Below are 22,399 nucleotides of genomic sequence, written 5' to 3' on the forward strand. Positions count from 1 at the left end.
ACCCAAATGTCAAAAACGAACGATAAATTTGAGAAAAAAAGACTGCGATCTTCAAACATCACTGTTGTGATTAGTATTTCGCTTGTTTTATTTCTATTAGGTATTTTCGGCTTAATTGTCATTAATGCACAAAGTTACGCAGAACATCTAAAAAGAGAGTTAAAAATCGAGGCATATTTTAAAGATGTCGAAGATCCAAAATTAAAAGATAAGGAGCTTGATTTACAGAAATCTTATATCGATTCGTTGAAAGTGAAGTATCCTTTTGTTGAAGCTACACAGTATATCAGCAAAGAGGATGCAGCTAAAATTGCGAAAAAAGATTTGGGTACGGATGGTAGTGATTTCTTCGAAGAAAGTATTTTCCCTGCATCAGTTCAAATCACATTGAATCCTGCATTAATACAATCTGTAGAACAAATTGATTCTATTAATAAGGTATTGGCAAAAAATCCGATTGTAGACGAAGTAAAAAGTGACAAAGAAGCGATGGTAACGATTTACCACAGCATCAATAAAATTACATTCTGGATTATGATTTTTGCTGTTATTTTCTTAGTAATTGTAGTTGTATTAATCAACAACTCTATTCGTCTGAAAATTTACGCAAAACGTTTCAGCATCAAAACAATGCAATTAGTTGGTGCGCGTAGACGTTTTATTGTAAAACCTTTCTTGATAGAAGCCGCAGTTTTAGGTTTCTTAGCAGCATTTATTGCAGCTGTAGGATTAGGTTTCTTATGGTACATTTTAGCAACAAAAGTTGGTTTAGTACTTTGGAACCCAAGTTTTACTCCACTTATTCTTATTTTAATTGGAATTGGAGTTGTTATTGCCGTTTTCAGTACATTGTTTGCTGCATGGCGTTATTTAAGATTAAAAACTGATCAACTTTATTAATGAAATCAAATTCTATCGATACAACAAAAAAATCAGCATCTACAAATGATGCTGGTTTTACTTTTTTATTCGGAAAAAGAAATTACATTTTCATGGCAATTGGTGTAGCGCTAATTGGTCTTGGATTTTTATTAATGACAGGACACGACGCAAACACAAGACCAGATGGAACGTGGGACGCAAATTATTGGAACGACGAAATCTATTCTTTTCGTAGAATTAGATTAGCGCCATTCTTAGTTGTCGTTGGTTTCATCGTCGAGATTTATGCCATTTTAATCAATCCGAATAAAGAAAAATAATGAATACTTTACAAGCAATTATTATTGCTATTATAGAAGGTCTTACCGAATATTTACCAATTTCTTCTACAGCACACATGGGATTCACAGCAGCTTTGATGGGAATGCCAGAAAGTGAATTCTTAAAAATGTTTCAAGTTTCGATACAATTTGGAGCAATTTTATCAATTGTCGTTTTATATTGGAAAAAATTCTTTGACTTCAAAAATTTCAATTTCAATTTTTACATCAAATTAGCTTGTGCGGTTATTCCTGCACTTGTTTTAGGAAAATTATTTGATGATAAAATCGAAGCTGTTTTAGGAAATCAAGTTGCTATTTCTGGAATGTTAGTTTTCGGAGGAATCATTTTATTATTTGTAGATAAATGGTTCAAAAATCCTAAAATTAATGATGAAAAAGATATTACATTAAAACAAGCAATTATTATCGGTTTTTGGCAATGTTTAGCGATGATGCCTGGAACTTCTCGTTCTGCCGCTTCTATTATTGGTGGTATGACACAAGGTTTATCGCGTAAAGCAGCTGCAGAATTTTCATTCTTTTTAGCGGTTCCGACAATGTTAGCGGTTACAGTTTATTCTATTTTTGTGAAAACTTGGGGAGAAGATACAGCAACACCAATGAAAGGTTATGAAATGATTTTGCAAGATCAAAACCATATTATATTATTCATAATTGGAAATGTTGTCGCATTTATTGTGGCATTAATCGCAGTAAAAACATTTATCGCAGTTTTAACAAAATACGGTTTCAAATTTTGGGGTTGGTACAGAATTATCATCGGTATTATTTTACTGATTTATTTCTCATACAATTCTCCAACACAAGCAGAAAAAGACAATGCCGCTTCAGTAGAAACTACAATGATTCAGCACAAATAAGATGAACGTAGAAAAAATACAAGAAGGTCACGTTTTTTTGATTGATAAACCACTTGATTGGACATCGTTTGATGTTGTGAACAAGATTCGTTGGAACATTAGAAAAGCATATAATTTAAAGAAAATAAAAGTTGGACATGCTGGAACTTTAGATCCAAAAGCTACTGGACTTTTATTGGTTTGTACAGGAAAGTGGACAAAACGCATTGATGAATTTCAGGCGCAAGAAAAGACCTATACTGGTACAATCAAATTAGGTGTTACAACACCAACGTATGATTTGGAATCGGAAGAAGATCAAACTTTTCCTACGGAACATATCACAGAAGAAATCATTCACGAAGCAACGAAGCAATTTATTGGAGAAATTGAACAATTTCCACCAATGCATTCAGCTGTAAAAGTGGATGGAAAACGTTTGTATGAATTGGCTCGCGAAGGTCAAGAAATAGAACGTAAAGCACGTAAAATAACGATTCACGATTTTAAAATCACAACTATCAATTTACCTTTTGTTGATTTTGAAGTAAATTGTAGCAAAGGAACCTACATTCGTTCTTTAGCTTTTGATTTTGGAAAAGCAGTCAATTCTGGAGGATATTTAATAGCACTTCGTCGTACAAAAATTGGCGAATTTGATGTTATCAATGCTGAAAATTTTGCTTTAGAAAAAAGTTATTTCGAAGAAGAAAGCACAACAGAAGAAGTATAAAATTGGAAAAGCTTGGACAAATGTTCAAGCTTTTCTATCTACTTATTATTTGTTTTTGATGATGTTTTAAATGGTTAATGTAATCTTCCATTAATAAATTAAGTGAAATATCATTACATATTTTATCCAATTTATTCTCTCGAATAATTTTCAAAAATAAAAATAAAAGCTGTTCGTTAATAGATTCCCATAAATTCAAAAGTTGTTTTTTTTCCGAATTCTGATAATCTGCTACATTACAATAATCATTTTGTTCATAATAAATTTGTGGATTATTTTGAAATTGAGCTATTATGAATCTTAAATAATTTATAACACCAGAATCTATTAAATGACCTAAAATTTCTTTTTTACTCCACTTTTGAATAGATGGTTTAAAATTGAATTCATGTTCATTAATTTCTTCTACCTGTTTAGGAAAATCATTTATTATTTTTTCGAATTCTATTAGCAATTCATCCATAAAATAATTATTTATAAAGTGATTAATACTTTATTTATTTCGTCGCTCACTAATTTTGGCTTTTGCATCACCATAATATGTGTTCCGCCTTCTATTTGTATTGCATCTTTAATATATTCAATCGGAAAAACAATATCTTTTGTACCATGAATATGTGTAATATTTTCTTCGTGATAAGCTGTAGAATGTTCCCAATTTACAATCTTATGAATCGACCAACTTAAATATTCTTTGTTTCGAAACTCAAAAATATCGTCAATGTTATCTTTATCACGATCCGTATAATACAATTTTCGCATCATCATGTACGAAAATGTTCGATCCGAAGTTAAGAAACTCATCGGAATTATTTTATGCGCATTAATAGAAGCCGAAAATCGAAATAACTTCGGAAGCTCTGCCCTATTCTTCACTGTCGAAATCAGAAATGTATGTTTTGGATTGATAAAACGATTCATTTCCTGCACAATTATTCCTCCAAAAGATAATCCCATCAAAAGAAAATCTTCTGTGGGATTTATTTTATCTAATAATCTTTCGGCATAATGAGCCAAAGTTTCATCCTTCTCTGGATCTAACCAAGGAATATAAACTTGCTCAAAATCTTGTTCCAAGCGTAGATTTCGAAAAGCATTTGCATTTGCACCTAATCCACTTACTTGATAAATTTTCATACCTTAATTTATAATATATCTTTTTTCTTTGAGTAATCTGTTGGACGAACCCCAATTACTTTTTGGAATGTATTACTAAACGTTGGCAAACTATTATAACCAACCATTGTCGAAATTTCACTGATTGAATACGTATTATCAATTAACAATTGTAAAGCGCGTAACATTCTCAAAATTGTAAAATATTGGACGAATGTCATATTCAAATCTTTTTGAAATAATCGTGATAATGATCGTTCAGAAAAACCGAATTCGGCTGTAATTTTCTTCATTGTAATAGAAGAATCCATATTATCATCTAAGAATTGAACGATTTTTTTCAGACGCTCGTCGTGAGGAAGTGGTAAAGCCAATCGTAAACTACTTTTGCTTACTTTAGGTAATATTTCTTTGAAAGCTTGTGCGATTACATATTCGCTTCTATTTTCTGGAACAATATCTCCTTTCCATTGGTTAGAAAATAATAAAAGTTCTAACAATAATCCATCAGCAGGATAGATTCCTACTTTTTTATAAAACGAATTATCACTTTCATTAATAGGGAAATATAAATTTCTCATAATCACCTCTGGTGTATTTGGGTGTATACTATGTTCCACATGAGGCGGTATCCACATATAGTGTCTTGCAGGTAAATAAAAGGTATCTTTTCCTATTTTTACATAAACTATTCCTCCCTCACAATAAAGAAATTGCGCTTTGTTATGTTTATGTTCTACCACGTATGCTTCCGAAATTTCCTTATGGTAACAGAAAATTGAGGTTGGTAATTTGTCAATTTCGGTTAGGTAATATCGTGTTTCGAACTTATTATCCAAATGTATATTCATAGTTTCTTTAATCTGCGAACTAATATAATAATTTATTTGATATAATGTATAATGTACACAAATAAAAGTGTCTGAAATGAATAATTATTTGACTATTTTTGATATTAACTTTTTATTAATTAGTCCAATATTTGTAATTCCCTCCGTTCAGAAGGGAACAATTATTGAATAGTATTAGAAAGAAAAAGTTGCATTATGTTGGAAAGAATAAAATTAACTGACTTACAGTCAAAAGTAATGACAGCAGAGGAGTCTGCCAAATTTTTTGAAGATGGAATGACTGTTGGTTCTAGTGGTTTTACAAGAGGAGGCGATACAAAAGTTGTATTAAAAGCTGTTGCGGAGCGTGCCAAATCTGAAAATTTAAAAATCACTTTAGTAACAGGAGCTTCATTAGGACATGGTACAGACGCGGCTTTAGTAGAAAGTGGAGCATTAAAAAAACGTTTACCATTCCAAGTAGACACTGTAATGCGTAAAAATATAAATGCAGGTAATGTTTTATTTATCGATCAGCATTTAGGTGAAACAGCCGAACATATTTTAGATGGACAATTTAAAATTAATTTAGGTGTTTTAGAAGTTGCTGAAATTTTAGAAGATGGTTCTTTGGTACCTACAACTTCTATTGGTAATAATGCAGAAATTGCTGCAAATGCAGACAAATTAATCATCGAGATTAACACATCTATCCCTACAAATATCAAAGGTATTCACGATATTTATAGTGTAGAAGAATACGGAAAACGTACACCAATTAACATCACTTCTTGTGATACAAAAATTGGAACAGAAACAATAAAAGTAGATCCTTCTAAAATTGTTGGAATTGTTTTTCACGACATTCAAGATGCTCCTGGAGACATTCAACCAGCTGATGAAGCGACTGCTGCAATTGCTCAAAACATTGTAAAATTCTTCGAAAATGAAGTTGAAGAAGGTCGTCTTACAAAATCATTAATGCCATTACAATGTGGAATTGGTAAAGTTGCAAACGCCGTTTTAGGTGGTTTAGAGCATTCAGATTTCGAAGATTTAGTAATGTATTCAGAAGTTTTACAAGATTCTACATTTGATTTAATCGATTCTGGAAAAATGAAATTTGCTTCAGCATCTTCTATGACAGTTTCACAAGAATGTTACGATCGTGTAATTGGAAACATCGACAATTATAAAGATAAAATTGTTTTACGTCCACAATCTATTTCTAACTCTGCCGAAGTTATTCGTCGTTTAGGAATTATTGGAATCAATACATCTTTAGAGTGTGATATTTATGGTAACGTAAACTCAACTCACGTTTCTGGTACTCACATGATGAACGGTATTGGGGGATCTGGAGATTTTGCTCGTAATGCATTTATCTCAATCTTCGTTACAGCTTCTATCGCAAAAGGTGGAAATATTTCGTCTATCGTTCCTATGGTTTCTCACACAGACCACACAGAACATGATGTAGATATTATTGTAACAGAGCAAGGTTTAGCTGATTTGAGAGGTTTAGCGCCACGCGAAAGAGCCATCGAAATCATCAACAACTGTGTTCACCCAGATTATAAAGCAGAATTATTATCTTACTTCGAAAGAGCTTGTGCAGAAAGAGGTGGTCAAACGCCACATATCTTAGAAGAAGCGTTCTCTTGGCACACAAGATTGAAACAAACAGGTTCTATGAAAAAAGAAGAATTATTAGTTTTGAATCATTAGAATAATAAATAATAAAACTATACTTTTTTTAAAGCATAATTCAGAATTTCTGGATTGTGCTTTTTTTGTGAAATAATGTAACTTTGTTAGAAGTCTAAGAAACATGAAAAAAATACTTTTAATAACACTACCATTGGCAACTTTTTTTGCGTGTCAATCTAATCAAAACGAAAATCAAAATTTAGAACAAATTGATAAAAAATCAGCTCGTGAAGTTATTTTAACAACCGAAACAAAAGGCGATTCTGTTTTACATATTACCAAACAAAAAATTTGGTCAAACGATTTGATGATTGCAGAAAAAGTAGACACGTTGATTACGCACAAACAATATACACCTACCGATTCTACCAAAATTCCTATTTACGTAACCATTCAATAATCTATCATGAATAAAAGAGAAAAAAGAGCAAGTAAAGTAGTGACTTTAGTGTTAATTTCTTCGGTTCTTAGTTCGTGTATGAATCGTGAAGAAGCGCCCGTTACGAACAATGCGCAAAAGGTATATATGCGTGCAGATTCTACTGCGCCTTACACAGATGTAACGTCAAATTATTCGTCGCATTCAGGTGGTTCGCATCATGGCGGAATGGGAAGTTCGTTGCTTTGGTTTATGGCTTTTCGTAGCTTAACAGGTGGCGGAATGGGCTATGCAAGTCAAGGTTTGCATCAACAATCTAATGTCGGAACAAACGCAGCAAAAGCTCAAGCGTACAAAAGTCAAACTGTTCGTGGTGGATTCGGAAAATCTGCTTCTTCTCGTTCAGTTTCATCTTAAACTAATTTTATGCAATTAAAAAGAATAAAAGCTGACGAAAACTGGCAAGAAAGGTTAGAAAATATTGGCTTTGGCTATCATACAGACGAAAATAAACAAACCTATTGGGTAGAAGATTATTACTATTCGATTTCGGAAAAAGAAGCGGACAAAATCTTTGAAGCGACAAACGAATTATGGGAAATGTGCTTGAATGCTGTCGAACATGTGATTCAGAATAATCGTTTGGACGAATTTAAAATTCCAAAATTTATTCAACATTATTTGATTGATACATGGGAAAATGATGCGCCAAGTATTTATGGACGTTTTGATTTTGCTTACGATAATGATCAATTAAAACTATTAGAATTCAATGCTGATACGCCAACTTCTTTGTTCGAATGTGGTGTTGTACAATGGCTTTGGATGGAAAATTATTTTGGAGAAACGAAAGATCAATTCAATTCTGTTCACGATAAATTAATTGAAACATGGAAAATGTTAAAACCTTATTTGAAAGGTGAAACCTTGCATTTTTCTTGCGTGAGAGAATCGTTAGAAGATTTGACGAATATCGAATATATCAGAGATTGTGCAATACAAGCCGGAATTAATACCAAATTAATTTACGTTGACGAAATCGGTTGGAATAATGTCAATTTTGTTGATTTAGAAGAAGAACCAATTACAGATATTTTCAAGCTTTATCCGTGGGAATGGATGATGAACGAGTTATTTGCGTACAACATCAAAAATGATGAAATCAACGCGAATTGGATAGAACCAGCTTGGAAAATGATCCTTTCGAACAAAGCTATTTTACCAATTTTGTGGGAATTATATCCAAATCATCCGTTGTTGTTAGAAGCTTATGCAGATTCACCAAAAGAGATGAAAAATTATGTCAAAAAACCATTGTTATCACGTGAAGGTGCAAATGTAGAAGTTGTAAAAAACGGAACTATTTCGGAGCAAACTTCGGGTGAATATGGCGAAGAAGGTTTTATTTATCAAGCTTTGGCAAATTTACATCACGAAGAAACGGGTTATACCATTATCGGAAGTTGGATTATTGGGCAAGAATCGTGTGGAATTACGTTCCGTGAAAGTGACCAATTTATTACAACCGATAAAAGTCGTTTTGTTCCGCATATTATTAAGTAGTTAATTCGAGTTTTATAAATCAATAAATGTTTAAGAGATTTAACCTTTTCGTAAAAAGAATATTCAATTCTACAAATTCTTTAGATTTTAAAAATCTAAGTAAAAATGAAATTATTGATTGTTTTTTATTAGCCATCAATACAAAAGATGTTAGTTTACTTCAACAGGTTCTTCTGATTGCTTATAAAAATGGATTAGATATAGATTATTCAGATATAATTGTCAAACTATTATCAGAAGATTGGCACGATGAACATGAAGATTTAGTAAATGCAATATATTTACAGGATATTAAATCAGATGATTTTATTGAACCTTTAAAAAATATTATTGAGAACAAAAATCGTTTTAGAAAATATGATGATGAAACTGAATCTACATTAAGGAAATGTATTCATGCACTAAAAACTATTGACTCAATTAAAGCTAATAATCTCATTAACGAATTAAAACAAACAAATAATCCCAATATTCTAAGTGCTTTAGAAAATTATAACTAAAAATATCAAAAAGTCTAATTTCTACTCCGAATTAGACTTTTTTAGTTTGAAGAAATTCAAATAATTAACTAATTTGGTTAAAAGTTTAATTCCTAACTATGAACAAACTAATTTTTTCTCTCCTATTCATACTTTCTGGTTTCTGTTTAAATGCTCAATCCATTGAAAGTTTAAGAACAGAAATCAATCAAATTCTTTCTTCAAAAAATCTAACAGCAGGTATTTCATTAAAAAATCTTGAAAATAAGGACACTTTAAGTATTAACGGAAATCAAATGATGCCAATGATGAGTGTCTTCAAATTTCATATAGCGTTGGCTGTTTTACATGAAGTGGATCAAAATAAATTACAACTTAATCAACGATTTTTTATCAAAAAAGAAGATTTATTACCTAATACTTGGAGTCCAATTCTTGAAGATTATCCAGAAGGAAATATGTATCTAACACTTGATCAACTCCTAAGATATACAGTTTCTCACAGCGACAACAATGGTTGTGACATACTTTTAAAGATTATTGGCGGAACTAAAACTGTTCAAAACTTCATTAATAAACAAGGCATTAAAGATTTTATTATAAAAGTAAACGAACAAGAAATGCAAACTTGGGATAATTTATATCTCAATACAACTTCTGCAAATGCTACAACAAAATTACTTGAGAAATTTTATGCAACAAAAGTGCTCAAAAAAAATTCTACAACCTATTTATATCAGCTTATGGTGGAAACATCGAGAGGCTTAACTTGGATGAAAGCTGGCTTACCTGAAAATACAGAGTTGGCTCATAGAACTGGAATTAGTGATACAAATAACCAAAATCTAAGAGTTGCAATGAATGATATTGGAATCATAAAACCTATTAATCATCAACCAATTATTTTATCGATTTATTTGAAAAATATAACAGAAGAAAGAACTGAAACTGAAAAAGTAATTACTGATATTACAAAAGCTGTTTGGAATTATTACAATAAATAGTATTCTCATTCAAAATACCAAAAAAATCTAATTCCACTCCGAATTAGACTTTTTTAGTTTGAACAAAATCAAATAATTAGCTCAAAAATTGCAAATAGTTTAAAAATTTGTAGTTTTCATCGTATTTATTTCATAAATTATAAAAAGATTCTGTTAAAATGTTTTATCAATTAAAGGTTTAAGAAATAAAACGTTAGATAATTTTTTCACGAATCAAAACCAGCTAAATACAAACTAAAAAGTAGAAATATGGATTTTTTAGATGATTTGTTTAACTCTTCAACCTTTCCAACAGAGCGCATTTCGCGTATGCTTGAGGAAGATTTGTTTTGGCAAATTATAGAAAATTCTTTGCTCGATGCTAACAATTTGCAAGATCAAGAAAAGGCTTTGGCGCAAGAATTAGAAGATCTAACTGCCGATGATATTATTGGTTTTCAACTTCGATTAGAGTTCTATTCATATTCGTTGCATTCGCCTGAAATATGGTGTGCGGCTTGCATTATGAATGATGACACAGATCCAACGCATTTCTACTATTTCAAAAATTGGATTATTTCGCAAGGACAGGAATTGTTTGAAAAGGCAATTTTGAATCCTGATAATTTAGCCGATTATTTTAATGAAGGTTTCAACGAAGATGATTTATATGAATTTGAAGATTTTCATTTAATCGCTGATGATGTTTTCTACGAAAAATTCGAACACAAGATTATTGACTTTGTAGACAAAGAATGTTTTAAATTTTATACAGAAAAATCTCCAAAACCTGAGTTTGATTGGGATGACGAAAATTTAACCAATTTGCAAATCATTTGTCCAAGATTATTCAAAGTTTTTATCGAAGATTATTCTCCAGACGACGACGAAATGGAAGATGATTTTGATGATGAGGACGAGTTTTTGTAATGATAAAATTTAATACCCATTTTATTCCTTCAAGGGAAGATAGTGCTCTAAGGAAAATTGTTACATTAATTTCAGTAGTTGCCTATTTCTTTTTTATATTAATAGGATATAGCGCTTTTAATTATTTTTTAATTTCTGGACTTATTATAGTTCAACTTTATTTTATAATTAGTAATAGTAAAGAGTCTTATGAATTTAATAACAACAGACTTATTTATACTAATTTAGTATATAAGAAAACGATAGATTTCACAAGCTATAGTATTACAAATGGTGAATATAAAGATTCTTATAAAAGGAATTCTAATGGACAATTAATTCAATTGTATGCTGATAATAAAATAGTTTGTCGTATTAAAGAAGTTCATAATCAATATGTGTTTGATGAGATTCTATCTTATTTAAAAACTAATTATCCTGAGATAAAAAAGAATGAAGACTTTGAAATAAGTTTTGTAGAAAAAGAATACATTATAATTACATCATTGATTTTCTCCTCTTTAATAATATTTATTTTATCTTTTAGCATAGAAAATTATCATCCTGATAAAATACTAGAATACAAAACCATTAAAGGTCATATGGCTTATCAGCCAGAAATAGATTTTAGTGGAAAAAGGAAAAATCGAAAAGAATATTTAATCTTTAAATTAAAAGAATATCCTCAAATAAAATTCAACTTACAATATGAAAATTTCAATAAAATTAATGGATATGAATTTGTTAAAACAAATCATCAAAATAATTTGATTGAATTCGAAATTTTTAAAGAGGATAATGATTACGAAATCAAAAATTTGACGCAACCTTATTTTTATTCTCATTTAAATAATAAGAAAATAATATCAATACAAGCTTTAAAATATCAAAACAAAGAGTTAATACAAATTGATTTTTCTAATAAATTTCGAAGCCAATTTGATTTATTATTAATGTTTGGAGGAGTATTATTGATTGTATTGATTACATATAATATTTATTGCATAACAAGAATTTTAAAATAAAAAAAGGAACTCAAATTTGAGTTCCTTTACTATTTTGATTAAGAATATTCTTATCCTAAAACTTTTGCTACTGTAGCTCCGATATCAGCAGGAGATGCAACAACGTGGATTCCACATTCTTCCATAATTGCCATTTTAGCTTGTGCTGTATCATCAGCTCCACCTACGATAGCTCCAGCGTGTCCCATTGTACGACCTTTTGGTGCAGTTTGTCCTGCAATAAATCCTACAACTGGTTTAGTTCCATTTGCTTTAATCCAACGAGCAGCCTCAGCTTCTAATTGTCCACCAATTTCACCAATCATTACGATACACTCAGTTTCTGGGTCATTCATAAATAATTCAACAGCTTCTTTTGTTGTAGTTCCAATAATTGGATCTCCACCAATTCCAATTGCTGTAGAAATTCCGTAACCAGCTTTTACTACTTGGTCAGCAGCTTCGTAAGTTAAAGTTCCTGATTTAGAAACGATACCAACTTTACCTTTTTTGAAAATGAAACCTGGCATAATACCAACTTTAGCTTCCTCAGAAGTGATAACACCAGGACAGTTAGGTCCGATTAATGTTACATCTCTTTGGTCAACATAAGCTTGTACTTTTACCATATCTTCTACTGGAATACCTTCTGTAATACAAATAATTACTTTGATACCTGCTTCTGCAGCTTCCATTACAGCGTCAGCAGCGAATGCTGGTGGAACGAAAATAATAGAAACGTCTGCTCCTGCTTGATCAACAGCATCTTTTACTGTGTTAAAAATTGGTAACCCTAAGTGAGTTTGTCCTCCTTTTCCTGGAGTTACGCCACCTACTACTTGTGTTCCATATTCAATCATTTGCTCAGCATGAAAAGTTCCTTCTTTCCCTGTGAAACCTTGAACGATTATTTTTGAATCTTTGTTTACTAATACAGACATTGTGATTTTTAATTTACACAAATATAAAAGGAGTTTTGCATTTTAAAAAATATTCAATGTAAAAAATACACTAAGTCTTTATTGGAACGGGACAAAAAAGTATAAGATATTTATCATAAAAAAAGCCGACCAAACGGTCGGCTGCAAATATATTCTATAAATAATTTTATTTTCTCTTGTAATCGCGAACCATTATCTCTGTGACAGCCATTTTTTTATACAAGCCACGAGCCTCTTCTGCTGGATAACCAAAATATGTTTTTCCACCTTCCAAAGATTTACTAACTCCAGCTTGTGCTAATAACACCGCTTTTGTACCGATTGTTACACCACTTGTAATCCCAACTTGTCCCCAAATAGAAACTTCGTCTTCTACATTTACACAACCCGCAATTCCGACTTGCGAAGCAATCAAACATTTTTTACCAATAATTGTATCGTGCCCAATCTGAATTAAGTTATCCATAATTGTTCCTTCTCCAATAATTGTAGAAGCAGAAACTCCTCTATCTATCGTACAATTCGCACCAATTTCTACATTATTTTCGATGATAACATTTCCGACAGATTTTAAACGATCAAAACCTGTTTCGCGATTTTTGTAATAAAATGCATCAGCTCCTAAAACTGTTCCCGAACGAATAATTACATTATCTCCGATAATTGCATAATCATTGATTGATACATTAGAATGAATCACACAATTTTTTCCAATTTTAACATGATTTCCAATAAATGCGCCTGGCTGAATAATTGTTCCTTCACCTATTTCTGCAGAATCAGAAATTTGTTTTGTAGCAGCTTCAAACGCCATAAAATGTTGCCCAATTTTGACAAAATCACGAAAAGGATCATCAGAAATCAACAAAGCTTTTCCTTCTGGACAATCAACTTCTTTGTTAATCAAAACGATTGTTGCATTCGATTGTAACGCTTTATCATAATATTTTGGATGATCAACAAAAACTATATCTCCCGCTTCTACACGGTGAATTTCATTGATTCCTTCTACTGGAAAATTTTCGTCTCCAATAAATTTCGCATCGATAATTGATGCTATATCTTTTAATTGATGTGTTTGTGGAAATTTCATCTTTCTCTCCTTTTAAAAAGTATACAAATATAAAAATAAAAAAGCTGTCAAAAAATGACAGCTTTAATGATTTATGAATTGAATTCTATTATTTTTTCTTGAAAACCATTGTTTTAACATCATTTGCAAACAAAACTAATTTTCCGTCTACAATTTCATATTTATTTACATTATTAAAACGCTCTCCAAAAGCATCAGAATCTACACCTTGACAAGCCATACGCGTTGTTGCGATGTTTTTTACTGTCAATGAATTGCCTACTGCTACATAAGCTCCTGTCAAATTATTACATCCATCATTACCAGAAACCTTGTTATTTTGGAATGTTAATGTAGGTTTTTGATTTGGGAAACGATCGTCTAATGATTTTGCACTTCTATCTTTACCAATAAATTCTTCTAATTCCCAAGAACCTGCTAAAGTACCAGGACGAACAAAAGTCATGATGACAATATCTCCTTGAATTAATAACAATTTATTATCTGAAATAGAGTATTTTAATTTTCCATTTAATTTTGAACTGAAATTAGAATCTTCAACATTTTGACAAGCTTTCATCGTAGACATCATATTACCAAATGTAATTTCATTTCCAGAAATTGTAACTCCTCCATTCAAAGTGTTACAACCATCCGAAGCATTTAACATACTATTCGAGATAAAATTAAGGTAAGGAGTTCCCATTGGATAAGCTTCTGCAATAGAACCTGCCTTCATAAAATTGATTTGGCTCAACTCCCATTTTCCTAAAATAGAGTTGTTATTTGTGTTTTCAGTATTACCTATCACATTATTTACAGTAGAACAAGATGTTAAAAATCCTGTTGCTAAAATTGCTGCAAAAGATATTTTTAAAATTGTTGATTTCATAAAATTTAATTTCAAGTTTCAGTCTAATATACGAATATCATACCAAAATCTCAAAAATGTTAAAATTCGTTTCTACAAAGGTTTTGAAAAGATGGAGCCAAGTAAAGAATTTGTTTTAATTTTGAGAAATAATTTGTTTATTCAATTCGCTAAAAATAATTCAATTTGATTTCTCAAAGAACGATAGATATAATTTTCGAAACAGCTCGTGTAGAAGAAGTTGTTGGTGATTTTGTAACCTTAAAACGTGCAGGTTCTAGCTTAAAAGGACTCTCGCCTTTTGGGAACGAAAAAACGCCTTCTTTTGTTGTTTCACCTGCCAAACAAATCTGGAAAGATTTTTCTTCTGGAAGAGGTGGAAATGTTGTGACTTTTTTGATGGAAGTTGAACAATTTACTTATCCAGAAGCGTTGCGATGGTTGGCAAAACGCTATAACATCGAGATTGAAGAAGATGGTGAATATACTTTTGAACAACAACAAGAGGAAAAAGACCGCGAAAGTTTATATATCTTGACTGATTTTGCGAAGAAATTCTTCACTAATCAATTGCATAATTCGGAAGAAGGAAATTTGATTGGATTAAGTTATTTCCGCGAACGTGGCTTTACCAAAGAAACCATCGATAAATTTGAACTTGGTTATTCGCCAAAACAATGGGATGCTTTTGCTGAATATGCCTTAAAAAATGGTTATTCGAAAGAATTGATTGAAGAAGCTGGTTTAGCAACTTTCAAAGAAGATAATAAGAAATATGACAAGTTTCGCGAGCGTGTTATGTTTCCTATTTATAGTTTTTCTGGACGTACATTAGGTTTTGGTGGAAGAATTTTGCGAAATGATGCCAAAGCTGCTAAATATTTAAACTCTCCCGAAAATAAAATTTACCATAAAAGTAAAACGCTTTACGGATTATTTCAGGCGAAACAACACATTACAAAAGCCGATCAATGTTTTTTGGTCGAAGGTTATACAGATGTTTTGTCGTTGCATCAAGCAGGAATTCAAAATGTAGTGGCGAGTTCTGGAACAGCGCTTACAAATGAACAAATTCGTTTGATAAAACGTTTGACAGAGAACATCATTGTGATGTACGATGGTGATAATGCTGGTATCAAAGCGTCTTTCCGTGGAATTGATATGATTTTGGAACAAGAAATGAATGTCAAAATTCTTTTGTTGCCAGAAGGTGAAGATCCAGATTCGTTTGCGAAAAAACATTCAACAACAGAAATCGAAGCATATATAAAAGAAAATGCCTCCGATTTTATTCGTTTCAAAGCAAATGTTTTGTTGGAAGATGCGAAGAATGATCCAATCAAAAAAGCTGAATTAATTAGAGAAATTGTAAAATCAATTTCGCTTATTCCAAATATTATCAAGCAAGAAGTTTACATTGCAGAAACTTCTAAAATTATGGAAATTCGAGAAGAAGTTTTGTTCAAAGAGTTAGCTCAATTGCAAAATTCTGGCGATAAATCGACTTCTTCGTCTTCTCATATTACCGATAATGCGCGAACGAAAAAACCTGCTATTTCGGTTGTTCCGTCTACAAAAGAAGTCATCAATGTTCAGCAAACTGTAGAAAATGAAATCATTAAGTTGATTATGCAATTTGGTGATTTAGAAGTTGATTTGAAAAACGAGAACAACGAGCTATATAAAACAACAGTTAACCAAGAAATCATTTCTCAATTTGATGAAAACGAACTGAGTTTGAGTAATCCGCTTTATCAATCTATTTTAGAAGAAGTGAAAGTTGGTTTGGAAAATGATGAATTGCGAACAGGAACTTATTTTTCTCGATTAACTAATCCAGAAATTGTACAGCTTGCTTCGGAAATGATGTTGGAAAAACATAGTTTAAGCGAAAACTGGACAGTAAAACAAGGCATCAACATTAAGAAAAAAGAAGAATTTGTACACAAAGATTTATTTGATGTTTTACTTCGCTTCAAAATTATTTACATAGATAATATGATTAAAGAATTGATGCATCAAACAAAAAATCCTGAATTATCAATTGAAGAAACAAGTCAAATTCTTCAACAAATTATGCATTTTACTGGATTAAAAAATATCTTAAATCAACATCTTAATCGCGTCATTTAATTTAACATTTACTTGTTAAAAAGTTAATAAATTGATTAATAAATGTTTAAGTAATAGTTGTAAATAATTCTTAAAAATTTTAATAAGTAACTATATTTTTAACTTATAGTTAACAATTCTTTCTAAAGCTACTAAACATAGACATTTAGATATCTTTTCTTTTCTAAAAAACATTAGAAAAAACTATGCATGTACAAACAAAATCTATTATGCTTATTTTAGATAAAGATTCAGAAAGAACTAAAGAATGACAAAGAATATTTTAACATTATTAGTAATGCTGATGATTATCCCAATGGCTCAAGCTAAAGGAAAATCAAACTTTTCAATAGAAAATCCGTTACCAGTTGCTATAACTAAAAATTTGAAACTTAATTTAATCAATAAATTTTCAGATTTTAACAAAACAGATAATACTGCGATTTCGGAAATTGTTGAAAAAGCTGGAAAAAAAGTAAGTGGAATTGTATCCTGGTATGCTGATAAATTTCACGGTAAAAAAACTTCTAGTGGCGAGTTATATAACAAAAACAATTTAACTGCAGCACACAAAACTTTACCATTCGGTACAAAAGTCAAAGTAACCAATACAAGTAATGGAAAATCTGTTGTTGTAAAAATAAACGATAGAGGACCACATACAAAATCTCGTTTATTGGATTTGAGTAAAGCAGCGTTTACTTCTATAGGTTCTACTAATGCGGGAACATTGAACGTAGAAATGGAAGTTGTAGAGTAAAACAATTTTTAGATATTAAAAAGAAAAGGATTGAACAATGTTCAATCCTTTTTTATTTTAGTCATCATGATGTTTATGATGTCCTTTCTTTTTATAATAATTTCCATTATTTTTCTTTTGTTGACCTGGTGCATATCGTTTTGCAGATTTATCACCATGTACCTTTTTGTGTTGACCTGGTGGTAAGCTACGATGGTCGTCATATCTCACTTCGTATTTCGGATATTTCTTATACTTCTTTTTGTGTTTATGCTGATGCTCTAACCCATATATAGTTGTAGAACCATCACACGATACCAAAAATAAAGCAGCGAAAGCAAAAAAGGCAATCAAGTTGATTTTTTTTAATACTGTTAGTTTCATAATCATATTCATTATATTCATTTTGAGATAAGACAATAACCTTACCAAAAAAGACTTTACAATATTTTAATGAATATACTGATTGGAATAGTATTTGAGAATCAATAATTAAACTATTAAAATTATGAAAGAAAAAATCCAATACCGCTACAAAACAACGAACGAAGCTTTAGACGAACTAAAAGAAAATGGTTTTACTATTGACTATAATATCGAAAAAAATCAATTAAAACAAGCCCCTGAAATCTTTGATATCGTATGCATTTATCGTTACGAAGGAATGTCTGATCCTGATGATGAGTCTTCGGTTTATGGTATAATTAATAATCAAAACGGAGACAAAGGTGTTTACGTGGTTGGAAATCTATCAACAGATGACGATGTCGATCATTTCTTGGTTGATTTGGAAATAAAACGTAGAACAATTCAAGAATAAAATAACAATTATTAATCAAATAAAAAAAGCTCGATGCAAATGCATCGAGCTTTTTAGGTTTTATAACATCTTTCTAATTAGAAAGGATATTCATAAATTTTTGATTCGTGGAAGTAAGGGTGACCTTTTGCTTCTAAATTTAATTTAGAAACTGCATTCATAACTACGAATGTAAATAATCCTCCGATTCCAACTAATGCTCCAATTTCCATTAAACCAAAGTTGTGGAATGGTCCAACAGCTGCTGGCATAATTTGGTTGTAGAAATCCCAGTAGTGTCCAAAGATGATAACGAATCCCATCGCGAAAACGATTTGGTAACGACGTTTCATACTTGATGAAATTAAAATCAAGAATGGAGCTACTAAGTTTATGATCAACATCCAGAAATATAATGGGTATTGCGCCATACGTTGTTGGAAGTATTGAGCTTCCTCAGGAATGTTTGCGTACCATTGTAACATGAATTGACAGAACCATAAGTAAGACCATAATAATGAGAAACCGAACATGTATTTTGTTAAATCATGTAAGTGGTTATCATTAAATAATGGTAAAGCGTTCTTTCTTTTTAAGTAGATAGAAATAATTGCCATAATAGAAACCGCAGAAACTAAGTATGAAACCATTCCGTACCACATAAATAATGAAGAGAACCAGTGTGGATCTAAAGACATCACGAAATCCCAAGCAAATGCTGCAGAACAAATTGCGAAAATCACTAAGTAAATTACTGATTTTTTGTACAATTGAGCGTACACTTTTAAGTCTCCGTTTGTCTCATCCAATTTACGTGTTGCGTTTTTAATTACTGGTAACATTAAAGATAATACTACTAAGTAAATAACACAACGTACTAACCAGAAGTTAGGGCTTAACCAAAGTTGAGCTTTGTTGGCCATGAAGATATCATACTTCTCGCTATCAGGATTTATTAAATCAGCATCCATCCAGTGGAATAAGTGATTCATGTGAAAATAAGATCCTAAAACGATGATAGCTACAAGTACAGAACCAACTGGTAAAAATGATGCGATAGCCTCCATAACACGAGATACTACCATAGACCAACCAGCGTTAGCTACGAATTGAATACATAAGAAAAACAACGCAGATGCCGCAATACCAAACGATAAATAAGCTGGTACATAGAAAGCAGCCCAAGGTCTGTTTTTCAATAAATTTGTCAAATGCTCCATGTGTCCAGCATGATCTGTATTCATAGATGCATAAGAATCTGAAATGTAGTCACCAAAAAATTGAGTTGGGTGAGCTTCAATCAAACCGTTAATATATTCAGTTGAATTAGCAACATCTTGTTGATGTAAGAAAAATCCTATCCCGTAAAGTACAACACCTATAACAGCTAAGATAAGTGATGCATTTTTTAATCTTGGGGAAAATGTATATTGCATAATAATTAACTTATTTTATTATTTATTAGTTGCTGTTTCAGTTTCTGTTGCAGGTTTTGCTTCAGTAGTTGCGTCTCCCGCAGGAGCAGCGGCAGCTGTAGTAGCACCTTTCAAACTCATTACATATTCAGCAACTCTCCAACGGTCTGCAGGAGTCAATTGAGATGCGTAAGAACCCATCGCATTTTTTCCATACATAATTACATGATAAACAGAACCTACTGTAATCTCTCTTTCTCCGTAAGTCGGAACTCCAGAATAAGCTTTAGATTTTACGATTGATCCTTGTCCATCACCTGCGTCACCGTGACAAACTGCACAGTTTTGACCATATAACACTTTTCCTCTTTCTAAATCCGCAGTTTTGGTTGCAGCATCTAATGGAGAAACAGTTACACTTTTTGATTGAGCATAACCAGCATTATTGTTTTTGAAAGTCCATGGCAAAATATCACCATCAGTTCTTGCAACAGCACCTTCTACAGATTCTAATGCAGACATATTGTGATTTTTATTCATTACAGGAACTTCAGAGTTCTCTTTATCTTCAGGGTAACCGTAAGTTGCCTTTTCATAAGGATCATATGCTGTCGAATAATACATATCCGGCATATATACGATACTCGCGTCACGTTTTTTATCAGAACAAGAAGTGATAATAATACTTCCTAATCCTATAAGTAATGCTATCTTTTTCATTATGCTTCTTGTACTAAATTGTTAACACTTGGTTCTACGACTACATCACCTTTTACTGTTACTTCTTCAGCACCAGTTTCTACAAATACATTTTTGATTTTCTCAACATCAGCAGTTCTGATTTCGATTAAGAATTTATCATCTGTTGTACGTGGATCTGGGTTTTTAGCTTTCGCACCTGGGTACATTTTGTTACGCACTAAGTATGTTAATGACATAAAGTGCGCTGCACAGAATACTGTCAACTCGAACATAATAGGAACGAAAGCTGGCATATTCTCACCCCAAGAAAAAGATGGTTTCCCTCCAATATCTTGAGCCCAGTCATGGTTCATAATAAACCATGTCATCAAAGATGCTAACGTTGTACCAAATGCACCGTAGAAGAAAGCAAGGTCAGAAATACGAGTTTTCTTTAATCCTAAGGCTTTATCTAAACCGTGTACAGGGAAAGGTGTATATACTTCATCTATCGTAATACCTTGTTTACGAATAGATTTTACTGCTTTTAATAAATCATCATCGTCTCCGTAAAGACCATAAACGATTTTAGTGTTCGTGATGCTCATCTTCAGTATGATGTTTTTTATAGCTTTCGCCTGATGATTTCAAAATAGTTTTTAATTCAGATTGTGAAATAACTGGGAATGTACGTGCGTACAATAAGTATAACACAGAAAAGAATCCCATAGTACCTAAGAAGATACCTACGTCTACCCATGAAGGCATAAACATTGTCCAGCTCGATGGTAAATAGTCACGAGATAAGTTGATAACGATAATATCAAAACGCTCGAACCACATACCGATGTTAACTACGATAGAGATAACGAATGTCCAGAAGAAGTTTCTTCTGATTGGACGAATCCATAATAATCCTGGTACTAAAACGTTACAGATAATTAACGCCCAGAATGCCCACCAATAAGGTCCTGTTGCTGCTCCTGGAGAGAAGTATGTAAAGTCTTCGTAACGAGATCCTGAATACCAAGCGATCCATAACTCTGTTAAGTATGCTACTGCAACCATACCACCTGTTACAACGATTACAATGTTCATGTACTCGATGTGTTTACGTGTGATATAATCTTCGTAGTGTAAAACTTTACGCATTACACTTAATAATGTTTGTACCATCGCGAAACCAGAGAAAATAGCTCCAGCAACGAAATATGGAGGATATACTGTTGAGTGCCATCCTTTGATTACCGACGTTGCGAAGTCAAAAGATACAATCGTGTGTACCGAGAATACTAACGGTGTACATAAACCAGCTAATACCAAAGATAACTCTTCGAAACGTTGCCAGTGTTTTGCTCCACCACCCCATCCGAATGATAAGATTCCGTAGATTTTCTTAGCGAATGGTTTTGTTGCACGGTCACGTACCATAGCGAAGTCAGGAATTAATCCCATCAACCAGAAAACTGTTGATACAGAGAAATACGTAGAAATCGCGAATACGTCCCATAATAATGGTGAGTTAAAGTTAGGCCATAAAGATCCAAATTGGTTAGGAATTGGGAATACCCAGTACATTAACCATGGACGACCCATGTGAATTACAGGGAATAACGCTGCCTGTACAACGGCGAAGATTGTCATGGCTTCCGCAGAACGGTTAACCGACATTCTCCATTTTTGACGGAATAATAATAAAACGGCTGAGATTAACGTACCAGCGTGACCGATACCTACCCACCATACGAAGTTGGTGATATCCCAACCCCAGTTAATCGTTCTATTCAATCCCCATACACCAATACCAGTTCCTACTGTATAAGCAATTGCTCCAACACCAAAGATGAATGCAACCATTGCTATACTGAAACATGTCCACCACAATTTACTTGCTGGCGTCTCAATTGGACGAGCAATGTCTACTGTGATATCGTGGTAGGTTTTATGTCCTAAAATAAGGGGTTCTCTTACCTGTGATTCGTAATGTGACATATTTGT

Annotated in this window: 26 protein-coding genes; 15 read left to right on the forward strand and 11 right to left on the reverse strand. The window is 32.0% G+C overall.

The annotated features are described in order from the left end of the window. Positions 1-6: 6 nt before the first annotated feature. From HXZ74_RS06525 to truB, 4 genes are read left to right on the forward strand one after another with little or no spacing between them, the layout of a single operon-like run. On the forward strand, positions 7-900 hold the full coding sequence (locus tag HXZ74_RS06525; RefSeq protein ID WP_114999502.1) for a cell division protein FtsX: 894 nt from the start codon (positions 7-9) through the stop codon (positions 898-900). Next, positions 900-1,202: a DUF3098 domain-containing protein gene (locus HXZ74_RS06530; RefSeq protein WP_052217597.1), complete on the forward strand. Its 303-nt coding sequence runs from the start codon at positions 900-902 to the stop codon at positions 1,200-1,202. The genes HXZ74_RS06525 and HXZ74_RS06530 overlap by 1 nt, the downstream gene beginning before the upstream one ends. Continuing rightward, positions 1,202-2,086, forward strand: coding sequence for an undecaprenyl-diphosphate phosphatase (locus HXZ74_RS06535; protein ID WP_286474449.1), 885 nt, complete (start codon positions 1,202-1,204; stop codon positions 2,084-2,086). Before HXZ74_RS06530 ends, HXZ74_RS06535 begins: the two co-directional genes overlap by 1 nt. A gap of 1 nt (position 2,087) precedes the next feature. Continuing rightward, positions 2,088-2,798 (forward strand): tRNA pseudouridine(55) synthase TruB, encoded by a 711-nt coding sequence (gene truB, locus HXZ74_RS06540; protein ID WP_280061586.1) that lies wholly within the window; start codon positions 2,088-2,090, stop codon positions 2,796-2,798. A 34-nt stretch (positions 2,799-2,832) separates the two neighbouring features. Here truB and HXZ74_RS06545 read toward each other — a convergent pair whose 3' ends face one another. The 3 genes from HXZ74_RS06545 to HXZ74_RS06555 are packed head-to-tail and all read right to left on the reverse strand — an operon-like array spanning position 2,833 to position 4,765. Continuing rightward, the gene (locus HXZ74_RS06545) at positions 2,833-3,261 is read right to left on the reverse strand and encodes a DinB family protein (protein ID WP_280061585.1); all 429 of its coding nucleotides are present in this window, start codon (positions 3,259-3,261) and stop codon (positions 2,833-2,835) included. A gap of 11 nt (positions 3,262-3,272) precedes the next feature. Beyond that, complete coding sequence (locus HXZ74_RS06550; RefSeq protein ID WP_280061584.1) at positions 3,273-3,935, reverse strand: alpha/beta fold hydrolase; 663 nt, start codon at positions 3,933-3,935, stop codon at positions 3,273-3,275. Between the two features lie 8 nt (positions 3,936-3,943). Next, entirely contained in the window at positions 3,944-4,765 is an 822-nt protein-coding gene (locus tag HXZ74_RS06555; RefSeq protein WP_180906175.1) for an AraC family transcriptional regulator, read from the reverse strand. Positions 4,766-4,960: 195 nt separating this feature from the next. Here HXZ74_RS06555 and scpC point away from each other — a divergent pair, with 195 nt between their 5' ends. The 8 genes from scpC (at position 4,961) to HXZ74_RS06595 (ending at position 11,792) form a co-directional block, all read left to right on the forward strand. Then, positions 4,961-6,472: a succinyl-CoA:acetate CoA-transferase ScpC gene (gene scpC, locus HXZ74_RS06560; RefSeq protein WP_286474452.1), complete on the forward strand. Its 1,512-nt coding sequence runs from the start codon at positions 4,961-4,963 to the stop codon at positions 6,470-6,472. A gap of 103 nt (positions 6,473-6,575) precedes the next feature. Then, the gene (locus HXZ74_RS06565; protein WP_125349730.1) at positions 6,576-6,854 is read left to right on the forward strand and encodes a hypothetical protein; all 279 of its coding nucleotides are present in this window, start codon (positions 6,576-6,578) and stop codon (positions 6,852-6,854) included. A 6-nt stretch (positions 6,855-6,860) separates the two neighbouring features. Next, complete coding sequence (locus tag HXZ74_RS06570; RefSeq protein ID WP_125349731.1) at positions 6,861-7,250, forward strand: hypothetical protein; 390 nt, start codon at positions 6,861-6,863, stop codon at positions 7,248-7,250. A gap of 9 nt (positions 7,251-7,259) precedes the next feature. Continuing rightward, the gene (locus HXZ74_RS06575; protein WP_286474454.1) at positions 7,260-8,396 is read left to right on the forward strand and encodes a glutathionylspermidine synthase family protein; all 1,137 of its coding nucleotides are present in this window, start codon (positions 7,260-7,262) and stop codon (positions 8,394-8,396) included. A gap of 26 nt (positions 8,397-8,422) precedes the next feature. Further along, positions 8,423-8,896, forward strand: a complete 474-nt coding sequence (locus HXZ74_RS06580; RefSeq protein WP_286474456.1) for a hypothetical protein — start codon at positions 8,423-8,425, stop codon at positions 8,894-8,896. Positions 8,897-8,994: 98 nt separating this feature from the next. After that, a complete protein-coding gene (bla, locus tag HXZ74_RS06585) occupies positions 8,995-9,879 on the forward strand; it encodes a class A beta-lactamase (protein ID WP_286474458.1) in 885 nt (294 codons plus the stop codon). Positions 9,880-10,128: 249 nt separating this feature from the next. Beyond that, a complete protein-coding gene (locus HXZ74_RS06590; protein ID WP_286474460.1) occupies positions 10,129-10,788 on the forward strand; it encodes a DUF4240 domain-containing protein in 660 nt (219 codons plus the stop codon). Then, positions 10,788-11,792: a hypothetical protein gene (locus HXZ74_RS06595; protein ID WP_286474462.1), complete on the forward strand. Its 1,005-nt coding sequence runs from the start codon at positions 10,788-10,790 to the stop codon at positions 11,790-11,792. The genes HXZ74_RS06590 and HXZ74_RS06595 overlap by 1 nt, the downstream gene beginning before the upstream one ends. Positions 11,793-11,842: 50 nt before the next feature. Here HXZ74_RS06595 and sucD read toward each other — a convergent pair whose 3' ends face one another. From sucD to HXZ74_RS06610, 3 genes are all read right to left on the reverse strand, one after another. Beyond that, on the reverse strand, positions 11,843-12,712 hold the full coding sequence (gene sucD / locus HXZ74_RS06600; protein ID WP_038337297.1) for a succinate--CoA ligase subunit alpha: 870 nt from the start codon (positions 12,710-12,712) through the stop codon (positions 11,843-11,845). A gap of 166 nt (positions 12,713-12,878) precedes the next feature. After that, complete coding sequence (locus HXZ74_RS06605) at positions 12,879-13,805, reverse strand: UDP-3-O-(3-hydroxymyristoyl)glucosamine N-acyltransferase (RefSeq protein WP_114999484.1); 927 nt, start codon at positions 13,803-13,805, stop codon at positions 12,879-12,881. 88 nt (positions 13,806-13,893) lie between these two features. Next, entirely contained in the window at positions 13,894-14,676 is a 783-nt protein-coding gene (locus HXZ74_RS06610) for an META domain-containing protein (protein ID WP_280061579.1), read from the reverse strand. 165 nt (positions 14,677-14,841) lie between these two features. On the opposite strand from HXZ74_RS06610, the gene dnaG reads away from it, so the two are divergent. After that, the gene (gene dnaG, locus HXZ74_RS06615) at positions 14,842-16,788 is read left to right on the forward strand and encodes a DNA primase (protein WP_286474464.1); all 1,947 of its coding nucleotides are present in this window, start codon (positions 14,842-14,844) and stop codon (positions 16,786-16,788) included. A 247-nt stretch (positions 16,789-17,035) separates the two neighbouring features. Continuing rightward, positions 17,036-17,527, forward strand: a complete 492-nt coding sequence (locus HXZ74_RS06620) for a septal ring lytic transglycosylase RlpA family protein (RefSeq protein ID WP_221408230.1) — start codon at positions 17,036-17,038, stop codon at positions 17,525-17,527. Positions 17,528-17,584: 57 nt separating this feature from the next. Here the strand turns inward: HXZ74_RS06620 and HXZ74_RS06625 are convergent, their stop codons facing one another. Then, a complete protein-coding gene (locus tag HXZ74_RS06625) occupies positions 17,585-17,890 on the reverse strand; it encodes a hypothetical protein (protein ID WP_280061577.1) in 306 nt (101 codons plus the stop codon). A 124-nt stretch (positions 17,891-18,014) separates the two neighbouring features. Between HXZ74_RS06625 and HXZ74_RS06630 the strand changes: the two genes are divergently transcribed. After that, positions 18,015-18,326 (forward strand): hypothetical protein, encoded by a 312-nt coding sequence (locus HXZ74_RS06630; RefSeq protein WP_114999479.1) that lies wholly within the window; start codon positions 18,015-18,017, stop codon positions 18,324-18,326. Between the two features lie 77 nt (positions 18,327-18,403). Here the strand turns inward: HXZ74_RS06630 and HXZ74_RS06635 are convergent, their stop codons facing one another. Genes HXZ74_RS06635 through nrfD form a run of 4 tightly spaced genes read right to left on the reverse strand, consistent with a single transcriptional unit; the run spans position 18,404 to position 22,393 of the window. After that, positions 18,404-19,741, reverse strand: coding sequence for a hypothetical protein (locus tag HXZ74_RS06635; RefSeq protein ID WP_114999477.1), 1,338 nt, complete (start codon positions 19,739-19,741; stop codon positions 18,404-18,406). Positions 19,742-19,759: 18 nt separating this feature from the next. Further along, entirely contained in the window at positions 19,760-20,440 is a 681-nt protein-coding gene (locus tag HXZ74_RS06640) for a c-type cytochrome (protein WP_286474467.1), read from the reverse strand. Beyond that, positions 20,440-21,009, reverse strand: coding sequence for a DUF3341 domain-containing protein (locus HXZ74_RS06645; RefSeq protein WP_221627898.1), 570 nt, complete (start codon positions 21,007-21,009; stop codon positions 20,440-20,442). The genes HXZ74_RS06640 and HXZ74_RS06645 overlap by 1 nt, the downstream gene beginning before the upstream one ends. Next, entirely contained in the window at positions 20,990-22,393 is a 1,404-nt protein-coding gene (nrfD, locus tag HXZ74_RS06650) for an NrfD/PsrC family molybdoenzyme membrane anchor subunit (RefSeq protein ID WP_038336919.1), read from the reverse strand. The genes HXZ74_RS06645 and nrfD overlap by 20 nt, the downstream gene beginning before the upstream one ends. Positions 22,394-22,399: the final 6 nt, after the last annotated feature.

The organism is Empedobacter sp. R750 (genome assembly GCF_030324345.1).
Lineage (GTDB): Bacteria > Bacteroidota > Bacteroidia > Flavobacteriales > Weeksellaceae > Empedobacter > Empedobacter falsenii_C.